Source organism: Rhodococcus sovatensis (assembly GCF_037327425.1).
Taxonomy (GTDB): domain Bacteria; phylum Actinomycetota; class Actinomycetes; order Mycobacteriales; family Mycobacteriaceae; genus Rhodococcoides; species Rhodococcoides sovatense.
Genome location: NZ_CP147846.1, coordinates 2,483,255 through 2,497,071, shown reverse-complemented (window position 1 = coordinate 2,497,071; position 13,817 = coordinate 2,483,255). Strand labels below are relative to the sequence as shown.

Below are 13,817 nucleotides of genomic sequence, written 5' to 3'. Positions count from 1 at the left end.
ATGACTGCCGTGAGCGGAGCGGGTGAAACCGGCGGAGCGTTGCTGGTTGCGGGGACCACGTCCGACGCAGGCAAGAGTGTTCTGGTTGCGGGTCTGTGCCGGTTGCTTGCTCGACGGGGTGTGTCCGTAGCGCCGTTCAAGGCGCAGAACATGTCCAACAATTCGGTGGTCACCCTCGACGGAGGTGAGATCGGCCGTGCGCAGGCGATGCAGGCACGTGCCTGCGGTCTCGAACCCAGTGTGAGATTCAATCCGGTCCTGTTGAAGCCGGGAAGCGACCGCACGTCTCAGCTGGTGGTACGCGGCCGTGCGGTCGCGCAAGTGTCTGCTACGAACTACGTCGAGCATCGGCACGCGCTGCGTGCCGTCGTCGCGGCAGAACTGCAGTCACTACGCGAGGACTACGCAGTGGTGATCTGTGAAGGCGCTGGTTCTCCTGCCGAGATCAATTTGCGGTCGACCGATCTCGCCAATATGGGTTTGGCGACGGCGGCATCGTTACCGGTGATCATCGTCGGTGACATCGATCGTGGGGGAGTGCTGGCGCATCTCTACGGGACAGTAGCCGTGCTCTCCCCGGAGGATCAGGCGTTGATCAAAGGGTTCGTGATCAACAAGTTTCGTGGCGATCCCTCGCTGTTGGCACCTGGCCTCGAACAACTCGAAAGCCTCACCGGTAGACCGACGTACGGCGTCGTTCCGTACTCCGAGGACCTGTGGATGGATGCCGAGGATTCGTTGGGGACCGTCGCGGATGCGCCCGTCGGTCGACCTGCCCGCCCGGTCGGGTCGCAATGGTTGCGGGTGGCTGCGATCCGCCTGCCGCGCATCTCGAACACCACCGACGTCGAGGCTCTGGCGTGCGAACCTGGCGTATCGGTTCAATGGGTGACCGAACCGTCTCGATTGACGGATGCGGACCTCGTTGTTCTGCCCGGAACCAAGGCGACAGCCTCGGATTTGGATTGGCTCCGCCGAACGGGTCTGGCGGACGCATTGGTGGAGCGCGCGCGGCACGGGCGTCCTGTTATCGGAATCTGTGGCGGCTATCAGATGCTCGGGAGGTCGATACGGGATGGAATCGAGTCGGGAACGGAGAAGGTCGCGGGTATCGGCCTGTTGGATTTCGATGTCGAATTCGCGCCGGACAAGGTCCTCGACCGCGTGATCGGCACTTCTCCGAGGTTTGCCGATGTCGCCGTCGCCGGATACGAGATTCACCACGGCCGAGTGGTCCGTGGTGGCGACGATCCATTGCTGCGATTCTCCGATGGACGAGCCGAAGGCAGTGTTTCCGGTTCGGTCCTGGGAACCCACTGGCATGGATTGCTCGAGTCGGATGATTTCCGACGAATGTTCCTTCGTTGGGTCGCCGAGCTTTCCGGCCGCGACGGATTCGAAGTAGCCGATGCGACGTGTGTCGTGGCGATGCGTGAGCAACAACTCGACCTGTTGGCAGACCTCGTGGAGAACAACGTGGATGTCGACGCTGTGCTCGACGTGATCGAGCACGGCGTCGACTCGCATCGGGGTGTGCAGTAGCGTCGTATCCCATGGATTACAAGTTGCGGATCGCCGGACCGGATTCGCGGCACGCGGTATTGCTGCTGCCCGGCGTCGGCGACCCTCCGGACGTGTTCGACGCCGTGGCCGAGCGTCTGCACAACTCGGACCTGAAAACGGTTGCGGTGGAGGACATCAGCGGCCTCGACCACGATGCGGTGCTCGAGGTACTGAACGAAGTGGCGTTGCCGTGGGTGCACCTGGTCGGCAACCGGGAAGGCGCCGAGTTGGCGTGGGGGCTGGCGGCACGAACCTTCGGCAAATTCGCGAGCCTGGTGGTGTGTGATCGGACGCATCCGGCGATAGCCGACGACACCGGTACCGTGCTGGCTGCCGACTGCCCGCCCGTCGAATTGCCGACGACACTGGTGATCGGCAGTTCACTGCGTCGCGCCGGCGCCGACAGCAGCGGCAGGCGTGTATACGGCGACTTCCGCGTCGTTCAACTCGACGGTGTCGAGAACATTCCGTCGGATGCCCCAGCCGCGCTTGCAACCGAGATCGTGCTCCGCACCAGCCCCTGGTAACCGAAGCAGGTGAGTGTCAGATATCGAGTCCGAGTAGCGCGTTCTCGACGACCTCGGGTAGGCCGGGATGGATCCAGTACTGGCCACGCGCCATCTCGGTCACCGTCGTACCGAAACTCATCGCCTGGATCAACGGCTGGATGACGGTGGGTGCCTGAGCGCCGATCACGTGCGCGCCCAGAATTCTGCCGGTTCCCTTCTCGGCGACGATCTTGCAGAAGCCTTCCTGGTCTTCCATGGCCCAGCCGTAGGCGACGTCGCCGTAGTTTTGCACCTTCACAGCGATATCGAATCCGGCGTCGCGTGCTTCGGCCTCGGTCAGCCCGACCGCGGCGATCTGAGGATGAGTGAACACCGCGGCGGGCACGAATCGATGGTCGAACGCGCGGAAGCTCGAGGTGTCCTCCCACGCGTGCTGCAGGAGGTTGTACGAGACGACCCGCGCTTCGTGGTTCGCCACGTGTTTGAGTTGGTACTCGGAGGACACGTCGCCGATCGCGAAGACGCCGTCGGCGGTGGTGCGGCCGAACTCGTCGACGACGATTCGGCCCTCGTCGTCCAGTTCGATTCCAGCCGCCTCGGCGCCGATGTGGTCACCGTTCGGCTCGCGGCCGATCGCGACGAGCAATGCGTCACCGAGCACCTTGGTCCCGTCGGCGAGTTCGAGCCCGACGAGACCGTCCTCGGACACCGCCTCGGACTCGCCGGAGTTCAGGTGTACGTCCCAGTTCTTCTGCGCCAGCTCGGTGAATCGCGTCGACACATCGGTATCGAGCCCACGCAACAACGTGTCCTTGCGCGCCACGATCGACACTTTCGATCCGAGCGCGCCGAATACGTGTGCGAATTCCGCTGCGATGTAGCCGGATCCGAGGATGACGAGATGTTCGGGGAGTTCGGGGAGGCGCATCACGTCGTCGTTCGTGTGGAATTGCACGCCCGATCGACGCACCTGCTCCGGGATCACGGGTCGCGAACCGGCGGCAACCACCACTTGGTCTGCTGTGATCACTCGACCGGTGCCGGTGTCGATCGTCCGGGGTCCGGTGAACGTCGCGTGTCCGGAGAACAGCGTCACGTTGGGACTACCGCTCTCGCGGTAGCGCTTTCCGCCTGCAGCGATGGGATCGATGCGACCGAACACTCGATCGACGATGTCGGGCCACCGCACAGCATCGAGTGTGGAGTCGACACCGTAGCGAGAGGAGTCGCGGATCGTCCGAGCCACCTCCGCGGCGTAGACGAACATCTTCGTCGGAATGCAGCCGACGTTGAGGCATGTGCCGCCGAACGGGGAATGCTCTTCGAAGAGCGCGACTTTCAGGTCGGCGAAGCGGTCGTCGGCGATCGAGTTACCCGAACCCGAGCCGATGATCGCGACATCGAAATGGTCGGTGTCGGATCGGTCGGTGTCGAGATGGCTCATGAGATGGTTCCGATCTCGGAGTGGTCCTTGCCCGACTCACGTTCGATGTGGGCACTTCGGTACAGCCAGTCGAGCCATTCGTCCACTTCGTCGAATGCGCGTGTCCGCGCCTCCTCTCGGGAGAGGAACACGTCGTGGCGAGCGCCTTCGATGGGGACGATCGTGGTGCGGTCACCCAGACATCCGGCCCATCGCGCAATCTGTCGTACATCGAGCACTGCATCGGCGACATCGATCTTGGAGCTGTACTTGCGCGAGAAGTGTGTGACCTTCGACCGCAGAATCAGCGACGGGATTCCGATGTCGAGACCGCGATGCAACTTCGCGTGGCCGTGCCTGATCGCGCGGATCCACCCGAACGTGATGGGAAAACCCGACAGCGGTTTCCATTCGAGGTTGTAGTCCCACTCACCATGGTGGTCTTTGGAGAGGGAGAGTCCGTACGTGTCGAGTCCTTGGCCTGGAACGGCAGTCTTGGACTTGACCCTGCCGATCACATCGATCGCGGCCGTGCCCACGCTGCGGACGGCCGACGGCCCTTGCAGATCGAACCAGGGGCTGTTCAGAATCACCCCGTCGATGCCGAGGCCCGCTGTTCCGCCTTCTCGACGATTGAGCCGGTCCAACCACAGGGGCAGAATCAGTCCGCCGGTGGAATGGGCAATCAATACGACGGAGCCTTCCGTCGCCTCGCGAACCAACGCCAGTGCCCGGTTCAGTTCTTCGTCGTAGAACGCCAGATCGGTCACGAAGTGCGGAGTATGACCCTCGCGCAGGGACCGGCCACATTTGCGCAGATCGAGTGCGTAGAAAGCAAAGCCGTCGGCTGCGAAGTGCTCGGCCAGGTGCTGTTGGAAGAAGTAGTCGGTGAACCCGTGCACGTAGATCACCGCCCGGCCCGTCGAATCCGACTCGGCTGGTTGGTACCGGACGAGGGTGGCCTCGACCTGCCCTTCACCGTCCGGGTCTTCGCCCAGGTCGATAGTGGTCTGTTCGTAGCCGTCGCCGAGGACATCGGGCACCCAGGTAGTCACAGATCACAACTGTAGTAGGCACTGCCGGCGGCGCATCAGGAGCACAATCGAGTCAGGGCTTTTCGAGTGTGTCGGAATGGGTACATACGGACGGGTAACGTAACCGCCACCTGAAGCAGATTTGCCAGAGAACTCACGGACAAGGAAGTCGATTCTCCAGTGTCGAATGAACAGCGGTCGAACGAAGAGCAGGTCAAGCAAGTGAAGACCGACGTGGTTCTCGTCGGCGCCGGGATCATGAGCGCCACCCTCGGCGCGTTGCTGAAGCAGCTCGAGCCCGAATGGTCGATCGACGTGTACGAGCGACTCGATGCCGCTGCTGCCGAAAGCAGTGACGCATGGAACAACGCAGGTACCGGCCACTCCGCGCTGTGTGAGTTGAACTACACCCCGCAGAACAAGGACGGGTCGGTCGACATCGCCAAGGCGCTCAACGTGAACGAACAGTTCCAGGTCTCGCGTCAGTTCTGGGCACACAGCGTCGAGTCGGGAGTGCTCAGCGACCCCAAGAACTTCATCAATCCCATTCCGCACGTCAGCTTCGTCCACGGCGAGTCCAACGCGAAGTACCTGCGGGCCCGCTACGACGCACTTGCCTCGAACCCGCTGTTCGAAGGTATGGAGTACATCGACAGTCCGGACGAGTTCACCCGGCGTCTCCCGTTGATGGGCACGGGACGAGACTTCTCGGACCCGATCGCGCTCAACTGGAGTGATGCGGGAACCGACGTCGACTTCGGAGCCCTCACCCGTCAGCTGCTCAACTACATTTCCGGCTCCGGTGGCACCGTCCACTTCGGCAGCGACGTCCGGAACATCACCAAGCAGTCCGACGGCACGTGGAACCTCAAGATCGCCAACCTGCGGACAGGCGCGAAGAAGACCGTCAATGCCAAATTCGTCTTCGTCGGCGCCGGCGGCGGCGCGCTTCACCTACTGCAGAAGTCCGGGATCAAGGAGATCAAGGGCTTCGGCGGCTTCCCGGTCAGCGGCGAATGGCTGCGATGCACCAACCCCGATCTCATCTCGCAGCATTCGGCCAAGGTGTACGGCAAGGCGTCCGTCGGCGCCCCGCCGATGTCCGTTCCCCACCTCGACACCCGCGTCATCGGAGGCAAGGCCGGCTTGCTCTTCGGGCCGTACGCCGGATGGTCGCCCAAATTCCTGAAGCAGGGCAAGCTCACCGACCTACCCAGCTCGGTCAAGCCCGGGAACTTGATGTCGATGCTCGGCGTCGGTGTCACAGAGTTGGGACTGGTCAAGTACCTCGTCAGTGAGCTCGCGCAGTCCGAAGCCGACCGTGTCGAAACTCTTCGTGAGTTCGCGCCGAACGTGATCGGCAAGGATTGGGAACTCGTCACCGCCGGCCAACGCGTGCAGGTGATCCGCAAGAAGGGCCGCGGCGGCGTCCTGGAATTCGGCACCGCTGTCGTCAACGCGGCAGACGGCACCATCGCGGGACTGCTGGGCGCGTCACCCGGAGCCTCGACGGCCGTGCCGGCAATGCTCGACGTTCTGCAGCGATGCTTCGGTGACAAGTACGCCGGATGGCAGCCCAAACTCGAGCAGATGGTTCCGTCGCTGGGCCGAAAGCTGGCCGAGGATCGGTCACTGTTCCGTGAGATCTTCGACTGGACCTCGCAGCGATTGCAGCTCGAACAGACCTCTCGATTCGCACAGCCCAGTGGCGTGTGATAGCAACAGCTGATGACTACGCAAGCTGCTGCCCTCAAGCGGTCCTGGGCCTTGGACCTGTCCAACAACACCTTGTACGACCTGTTGAAGCTGCGTGTCGAGGTCTTCGTCGTCGAGCAGGCGTGCGCCTACCCTGAGCTCGACGGCCGCGACCTCCTGACCGAAACGCGACACTTCTGGCTCGAACGCGACGGTGAGGTCGTGTGCACCTTGCGTCTGCTGGAAGAGCACGACGACGGCGAGAAGGCGTTCCGAATCGGACGGCTGTGCACGCAGCGGTCCGCCCGCGGACAAGGCCACACGACGCGAATCCTGCGCGCCGCGCTCGCGGAGGTCGGGTCCGCTCCGTGTCGAATCAACGCACAGAGCTACCTCGTCGACATGTACGCCAAGCACGGGTTCTTGCCCGACGGCGAAGAGGTACTCGAAGACGGAATCCCACATACTCCGATGCGCCGCGGCGGCGGTACTCCGTGGAGCGAGAGTTAGATTCGGATCGGCAACAAAGAACGACACCGGAGCTGGTGCGGGGAAGTCCTGTGCGAATCAGGCGCGGTCCCGCCACTGTGTAGGCACCGGGCACACTGCCCGGCACCGAAGTCAGATCGCCGCACAGCTTCGTAGCACGGCCCGTCTGTCCGGCGGGTCATTCATATCCGGCGGCGCGGAGTCCGCCGGGACGAAGGAGATCATCAAGTGCAGCAGTCCGGCTATCCGTTCAGTGCGATCGTCGGTCAGGATCAGCTGCGCCTGTCCCTGGCCCTGTGCGCAGTTCACCCCGGTATCGGGGGAGTGCTCGTGCGCGGCGAGAAGGGCACGGCCAAGTCGACGGTGGTTCGTGCGCTCGCAGCACTGCTGCCCGAGGTGGAAGACGAAGGCGTCACGCGGCCGGCGCGGCTGGTCGAACTACCGGTCGGGGCGACCGAGGACCGCGTTGTCGGCTCGCTCGACCTGGAGAAGGTGCTGCGCGACGGTGAGCGCGCGTTCCAGCCAGGTTTGCTGGCCGCCGCACACCGGGGAGTCCTGTACGTCGACGAAGTGAATCTGCTGCACGATCATCTCGTCGACGTGCTTCTCGACGCTGCCGCGATGGGCCGAGTACACATCGAACGTGACGGTGTATCCCACTCGCACCCCGCACAGTTCGTTCTCGTCGGGACGATGAATCCCGAGGAGGGCGAACTGCGCCCCCAACTCCTGGACCGGTTCGGACTCGCAGTCGACGTCAGAGCCTCTCGTGACGTCGACACCCGAATGGAGGTTGTTCGGCGGCGCCTGAACTACGAACGCAACCCGGAGGTGTTCGCCGCCGCGTACTCGGCCGAGGACGAAGAGGTCGCCGCTCGAATCCGTCGGGCTAGAGCCGTCGTCGACGATGTCGTGCTCGACGACACCGAACTGCGTCGAATCGCGGCGCTGTGCGCGTCGTTCGATGTCGACGGTATGCGAGCTGATCTCGTCGTTGCTCGAACGGCTACCGCGCATGCGGCGTGGCGCGGCTCGGCCGTGGTGGAGGAAGCCGATGTGCGGGTCGCCGCCGAACTTGCTCTGCCGCACCGTCGTCGGCGAGATCCCTTCGACGAACCGGGGATCGACGACGGGGCACTGGACGAGAAGATGCGTGATGCCGCCGAACAGGCCGACGCGCATCGCCCGGATACCGACCCCGACCCGACCGACCCGACCGATCCGGATACCGACCCCGACCCCGACCCCGAGGGAGGCGGAGCTCCGGAACCGGGTGAAGAACCGAACGCGGAGTCACCGCCGCGCAGCGGAGGTTCGCGTGAACGGGACGCCGCAGCACCGGGCGCGCAGTTTCGTGCCCGCACGATAGAGCTGACGGGCATCGGCGAAGGGGCGCCCGGGCGCAGGTCTCGATCACGTTCGGCGCAGGGGCGTGCGGTACGGCCGACGACGGAGCGCGGCAAAGGAATCCACGTGATCGGGACACTCTTCGCAGCCGCGGAGGAGCAGGTGAGTCGCGGGCGCACCGAGGGTCGATTCAAGCTCGAACCGGCCGACCTCAGGGGGGCGTTGCGCGAGGGTCGCGAAGGCAACCTGATCGTCTTCGTCGTCGATGCGTCCGGGTCGATGGCCGCGCGTGATCGTTTGGCCGCGGTCACCGGCGCAGTCCTGTCGCTGCTCAAAGATGCCTATCAACGCCGCGACAAAGTCGCAGTCATCACGGTTCGTGGACGCGACGCCGAGCTCGTGCTTCCGCCCACGTCGAGCGTCGACGTGGCGGTCACGCGGCTTCGCCGAATGAAAACCGGCGGCAAGTCGCCCCTCGCGCAGGGCCTCCTGAAAGCACGTGAGGTGGTGCTTCGTGAAAAAGTTCGCGATCCACTGCGGCGTGCGCTCGTAGTAGCCATGACGGACGGTCGTGCCACCGGGGGGATCGATCCCGTCGGACGCGCACGTATCGCGGCCGACCGCATGGCCGGCGACGGAATCGCATCGGTGGTCGTCGACTGCGAAACTTCGCTGGTGCGACTGGGTCTCGCCGCCGACATGGCCAAGCATCTGGGGGCGGGATACGTCCGATTGGCCGATCTGTCGGCGGAGCAAGTCGCCGCAGTCGTCCGCGCGGCTGCGTGAGGAGCGGGTAATGCCACAGGGAGTCCCACTCGCAGGGTCGGTTCCGGAAGACGGACTCACGACCCGTCAGCGTCGCAACCAGCCTGTTCTGGCGGTGCACACCGGGCCAGGCAAAGGAAAATCGACGGCCGCATTCGGGATGGCGCTGCGGGCCTGGAACCAGGGATTCGATGTCGGAGTCTTCCAATTCGTGAAGAGCGCGAAGTGGAAGGTCGGCGAAGAAGCCACGTTCAAGATGCTCGGTGAACTTCACGAGTCCACCGGTACCGGTGGCGCCGTGGAGTGGCACAAGATGGGCGAGGGCTGGTCCTGGACGCGCAAGAAGGGCTCCGAGGTCGATCACGCCGCCGCGGCTGCCGACGGGTGGACCGAGATCGCTCGCCGATTGTCCGAGGAGACCCACCGCTTCTACGTCCTGGACGAATTCACCTATCCACTCAAGTGGGGATGGGTCGACATCGACGAGGTCGTCGAAGTCCTGACGAACCGCCCGGGCAATCAGCATGTCGTCGTGACCGGGCGCGACGCGCCCCAGGCGCTGATCGACGCCGCGGATCTCGTCACCGAAATGACGAAGGTCAAGCATCCGATGGACGCAGGCCGCAAGGGCCAACGCGGCATCGAATGGTGACCGCCTCCGTTCCTGCAGTCGTCATCGCTGCTCCGGCATCAGGCAGCGGCAAGACGACGGTAGCCACTGGTCTGATGGGCGCTCTGCGCGCAGCCGGCCGTCGGGTCGCCCCGTTCAAAGTAGGACCGGATTACATCGATCCTGGCTACCACGCACTGGCCACTGGACTGCCCGGTCGCAACCTCGATGCCGTCATGGTCGGCACTCGACGAATCGGACCGCTGTTCAGGCACGGCACCGCCGGGTGTGACATCGCGATCGTCGAAGGCGTCATGGGCCTGTTCGACGGAAAAATCGACATGTCGGGTGCGGGTGCCGCGTCCGCCGAAGGGTCGACGGCCGCCGTCGCTGCGATGCTCGGTGCGCCGGTCGTGCTCGTCGTGGACGCACGCGGACACAGTCAGAGTCTTGCGGCGGTGCTGCACGGTTTCACGACGTTCGATTCGTCGGTCCGGATCGGCGGCGTCATCCTGAACCGAGTCGGGAGTCCCCGGCACGAGGAAGTACTTCGACAAGCTTGCGAACGCGTGGGTGTACCGGTGCTCGGTTCACTTCCTCGGATGACCGAACTCGCCGTGCCGTCACGCCATCTCGGGCTGATCACCGCGCTCGAGCACGGTGGTCGCGCACGGGATGCTGTCGATGCCATGGCCGACCTCGTCCGTACCCATGTCGACTTGGGTGCGATCGAGGCTCTGGCATCTTCCGCAGTCACCGACACCGCGTGGGACACGGACGTCGAAGTCGGCGGGCGTCACGACAGTTCTCCCGTCGTCGCGATCGCGGGCGGACCTGCGTTCACGTTCGGATATGCCGAGCACGTCGAGTTGTTGCGCGCGTCGGGGGCCGAGGTCGCGGTGTTCGACCCGCTCACCGACGCTTTGCCGGAGCGCACTGCGGGAGTGGTGATTCCAGGCGGATTCCCCGAAGAGCACGCCGAGGCCCTCGCGGCGAACACTGCCCTGTTGAGTGGCGTGAGGGACGCTGCCTCTCGCGGCATTCCGATCCATGCCGAATGTGCAGGTCTGCTCTACCTGACTCGCTATCTGGACGGTCACGCGATGGCTGGGGTGATCGACGCCGACGCTCGTTTCGGATCCGTTCTCACGCTCGGGTATCGCGACGCGGTTGCTGTGGAGTCTTCGGTGCTCTTCGAAGCCGGTCAACGAGTGACCGGCCACGAATTCCATCGAACGATGTTGGTGGACAGCGATGGTGTGCATAGTGCCCCGGCGTGGGGATGGCGATCGACCGGTCCAGATGTCGGCGTCGTTCGCGAAGGTTTCGTGCAGGGCGGTGTCCATGCGTCGTATCTGCATACCCACCCCGCCGGAAATCCGCGATCGATCGGGCGATTCGTGAGTGCATGCGCACGTTATTGCAGCCTCGATGTCTGAACGGGTCGTTCTCGGGCTCGGCATGACGAGTTCGGCCACGCCGGTGGACGGTCTGGCCGTGTTCGACGAGGTGTCGTCTCGGGACTGGGTTGTAGTTGCAGTCTCGACCCTCGAGGGGAAAGAACCACAGGCACAGCCCGTCGCCGATGCGCTCGGCGTCCCGTTGCTCGTATGGTCGGCGGCGCGGCTGAGCCAGGTGGACGCACCTCATCCGTCGGACCGGGCGCGGGCCGAAACGGGTACCTCCAGCGTCGCCGAGGCCGCGGCCATTCTCGCCAGCGGCGGCGGTGAACTGATACTGGGCAAGACGAGTTCGCGGGGTGTGACGCTCGCCGTTGCTTGCGTCGAAGACTAGAACACGTTCTAATATTGCATGCGCTTCGGACTGGTCCTGTTCACCTCGGATCGTGGAATCACACCCGCCGCTGCCGCTGCCGCGGGTGATCGGCTTGGCTTCGCGTCGTTCTACGTTCCCGAGCACACCCACATTCCGGTTCGGCGGGAAGCGGCTCATCCGCAGACCGGCGATGCATCCTTGCCCGACGACCGCTACGCGAGAACCCTGGACCCTTGGGTGTCGCTGTCCACTGCCGCTGCAGTCACCTCGACCATTCGCCTCGGCACAGCCGTCGCGATTCCGGTCGAGCATGATCCGATCACGTTGGCGAAGTCGATCGCCTCGCTCGATCACCTCAGCGGCGGCCGGGTCAACTTCGGCGTCGGCTACGGCTGGAACACCGACGAACTGGCCGATCACGGTGTCCCGGCGGGGCGTCGCCGCACGATGCTTCGGGAGTATCTGGAAGCGATGCGTTCGTTGTGGGCGAGCGAGGAAGCGGAGTATCACGGCGAGTTCGTGAACTTCGGCGCAAGTTGGGCATGGCCGAAACCTGTTCAGGGCAGCGCGATTCCCACCCTCGTCGGCGCGGCGGGAACGGACAAGAATTTCGCGTGGATCTGCCGGTCGGCGGATGGCTGGATCACCACCCCGGGGGAGCGGGACATCGAGTCGAGAGTGTCCACACTGCAACGAATGTGGACGGAGGCCGGCCGCGACGGGAAACCGCAGATAGTCGTTCTCGATTTCAAGCCCGACGAGGTCAAACTCGACCGTTGGCGCGAGCTGGGCGTGACCGAAGTGGTGTATGGGATGCCCGACAAGTCGGAGGACGAGGTGCTTGCGTATCTCGAGCGACTGGCAGGCAGGCTGCTCACACGTCTGTGACCACCCGCAGTAGCGCGCGGCGACTCGGTAGGGGCATCGTGTGAACGATGACGTCGTCCACACCTCTCGTTCTTGGTCCGCTAGTGCGCTACGTCGGCGCACACGACGCAACGTTCTGGTTCGAGTTCGATGGGCCGGGAACCGTGCGCGTCACCACAGACATGGGTGTCCACGGTGAAGCGCCGACGTGGGGAGTTCACGGTCACCACTTTGCACTCGTTGCATTGACCGATCTGCCGGCGAACACTGCGATCACCTACGATGTGTCGTTCGAAGCTCAGGTGGTGTGGCCGGAGGCCGGCAAGACAGCCGCAATTCACACCATCGACCGCGACGGTCCGGTCACCTTCGCTTTCGGCTCGTGTCGGCGCGGAGACAACTACGGCGACGAGTCACTGCAACGAATCGGTGCGGACGCGTTGGCCGGGCTCGGTACGAGAATGGCCCACCAGGATCCGAGCGAGTGGCCGCAGGCTTTGCTCCTGCTGGGCGATCAGGTATATGCCGACGACCCGTCACCGGAGATCATCGAGCGGTTGCGGGCGCGCAGGGCGTCGGGCGCCGGACCGGACAGTGCCCGCGGCACCGATGCGGAGGACGAGATCTGCGACTTCGAGGAGTACTCGTGGCTCTACCGCGAGTCCTGGGGTGTCGAGCCGGTACGGACGTTGCTGGCCAGCGTTCCCTCGTGCATGATCCTCGACGACCACGACCTGCGCGATGACTGGAACTCGTCTGCGTCCTGGCGCAGGGACATCGAGACGAGGCCGTGGTGGAAGGACCGAGTGATAGGTGCTTTCTCGTCGTACTGGGTCTATCAGCATCTCGGGAACCTCTCGCCGAAAGAACTCGCCAGCGACGGTTTGTACGAGGCCGTTCGCACTGCGGCGTCGGATTCCGATCGAGAAAGCGTGCTCGCCGATTTCTCGTTGCGGGTCGACGCCGTTCCCGACACCGGACGGTGGAGCTTCTACCGGGACTTCGGCGACACTCGCTTGGTCATGATCGACTCGCGTTGTTCACGGGATCTCGATCCGGCGAACCGCGCGATGGTCGACGACGCCGAGTGGGCATGGGTGCGGGAGCGAGCACTGGAGACCTCCCCGCGGCACTTGCTCTTCGGTTCTTCACTCCCGTACCTGATGCTCCCTGCGCTGCACCATCTCGAGCAGTGGAACGAGGCGGTGGCACAGGGGAGTTGGGGCAAGCGTGCGGCAAGAGTGGGGGAGAAGCTTCGCATCGATCTCGATCTGGAGCACTGGGCTGCCTTTGGAAAGTCGTTTGCGGACATGGCAACTCTGACTAGGGAATTGTCCCGGAGTGACACCGCACCGGCAACCATCATGTGGCTCTCGGGTGACGTGCACTGCTCGTACGTCGCGCGGGCGGAGTTCGGCGTCGGCGGCGAGGTGCCGGCGACGTATCAGCTGACGATGTCACCGTTCCGCAATCCTTTGAACCTGCCGATCCGAGCCGTGAACCGTCTGGCGATCAAGAAGCCGGTCGCGCGGATCCTCTCTCGGCTCGCGCGGGCTGCGAAAGTGGCGCCACCGGATGTGACGTGGGGTGCCGAGGCGGGCCCGTGGTTCGACAACGGAGTGATGCTGTTGACCACGGAGGGGGACTCCGCGCGTCTGCGCGTCGAACACGCGCACGTCGACGCAGAGGGTAGGCAGACGCTGAACACCACTCATGCGATGACGTTGGCATAGATTCGT

General features: G+C 64.2%; 12 protein-coding genes and 1 riboswitch. Of the genes, 10 read left to right on the top strand and 2 right to left on the bottom strand.

Translation table 11 applies throughout. The features are described from left to right. A complete protein-coding gene (locus WDS16_RS11645) occupies window positions 1-1,542 on the top strand; it encodes a cobyric acid synthase (protein ID WP_338892808.1) in 1,542 nt (513 codons plus the stop codon). A gap of 11 nt (window positions 1,543-1,553) precedes the next feature. After that, window positions 1,554-2,090, top strand: a complete 537-nt coding sequence (locus WDS16_RS11640; protein WP_338892807.1) for an alpha/beta hydrolase — start codon at window positions 1,554-1,556, stop codon at window positions 2,088-2,090. Between the two features lie 16 nt (window positions 2,091-2,106). Here WDS16_RS11640 and mtr read toward each other — a convergent pair whose 3' ends face one another. Continuing rightward, window positions 2,107-3,516 (bottom strand): mycothione reductase, encoded by a 1,410-nt coding sequence (gene mtr / locus WDS16_RS11635; protein WP_338892806.1) that lies wholly within the window; start codon window positions 3,514-3,516, stop codon window positions 2,107-2,109. Continuing rightward, the gene (locus tag WDS16_RS11630) at window positions 3,513-4,550 is read right to left on the bottom strand and encodes an alpha/beta hydrolase (RefSeq protein ID WP_338892805.1); all 1,038 of its coding nucleotides are present in this window, start codon (window positions 4,548-4,550) and stop codon (window positions 3,513-3,515) included. Before WDS16_RS11630 ends, mtr begins: the two co-directional genes overlap by 4 nt. 159 nt (window positions 4,551-4,709) lie before the next feature. On the opposite strand from WDS16_RS11630, the gene mqo reads away from it, so the two are divergent. The 8 genes from mqo (at window position 4,710) to WDS16_RS11590 (ending at window position 13,811) form a co-directional block, all read left to right on the top strand. Continuing rightward, window positions 4,710-6,245: a malate dehydrogenase (quinone) gene (gene mqo, locus WDS16_RS11625; protein ID WP_338892804.1), complete on the top strand. Its 1,536-nt coding sequence runs from the start codon at window positions 4,710-4,712 to the stop codon at window positions 6,243-6,245. Between the two features lie 12 nt (window positions 6,246-6,257). Next, entirely contained in the window at window positions 6,258-6,734 is a 477-nt protein-coding gene (locus tag WDS16_RS11620; RefSeq protein WP_338892803.1) for a GNAT family N-acetyltransferase, read from the top strand. 14 nt (window positions 6,735-6,748) lie between these two features. Further along, window positions 6,749-6,896, top strand: a riboswitch (adenosylcobalamin (AdoCbl) riboswitch). A 45-nt stretch (window positions 6,897-6,941) separates the two neighbouring features. Then, the gene (locus WDS16_RS11615; protein ID WP_338892802.1) at window positions 6,942-8,846 is read left to right on the top strand and encodes a magnesium chelatase subunit D family protein; all 1,905 of its coding nucleotides are present in this window, start codon (window positions 6,942-6,944) and stop codon (window positions 8,844-8,846) included. Window positions 8,847-8,856: 10 nt separating this feature from the next. Next, window positions 8,857-9,477 (top strand): cob(I)yrinic acid a,c-diamide adenosyltransferase, encoded by a 621-nt coding sequence (cobO, locus tag WDS16_RS11610; RefSeq protein ID WP_338892801.1) that lies wholly within the window; start codon window positions 8,857-8,859, stop codon window positions 9,475-9,477. Further along, window positions 9,471-10,874, top strand: coding sequence for a cobyrinate a,c-diamide synthase (locus WDS16_RS11605; RefSeq protein WP_338892800.1), 1,404 nt, complete (start codon window positions 9,471-9,473; stop codon window positions 10,872-10,874). The genes cobO and WDS16_RS11605 overlap by 7 nt, the downstream gene beginning before the upstream one ends. Next, on the top strand, window positions 10,867-11,229 hold the full coding sequence (locus WDS16_RS11600) for a cobalamin biosynthesis protein (RefSeq protein WP_338892799.1): 363 nt from the start codon (window positions 10,867-10,869) through the stop codon (window positions 11,227-11,229). Before WDS16_RS11605 ends, WDS16_RS11600 begins: the two co-directional genes overlap by 8 nt. An 18-nt stretch (window positions 11,230-11,247) precedes the next feature. Further along, complete coding sequence (locus WDS16_RS11595) at window positions 11,248-12,099, top strand: LLM class F420-dependent oxidoreductase (RefSeq protein ID WP_338892798.1); 852 nt, start codon at window positions 11,248-11,250, stop codon at window positions 12,097-12,099. 47 nt (window positions 12,100-12,146) lie between these two features. Further along, complete coding sequence (locus WDS16_RS11590; RefSeq protein WP_338892797.1) at window positions 12,147-13,811, top strand: alkaline phosphatase D family protein; 1,665 nt, start codon at window positions 12,147-12,149, stop codon at window positions 13,809-13,811. Window positions 13,812-13,817 lie beyond the last annotated feature (6 nt).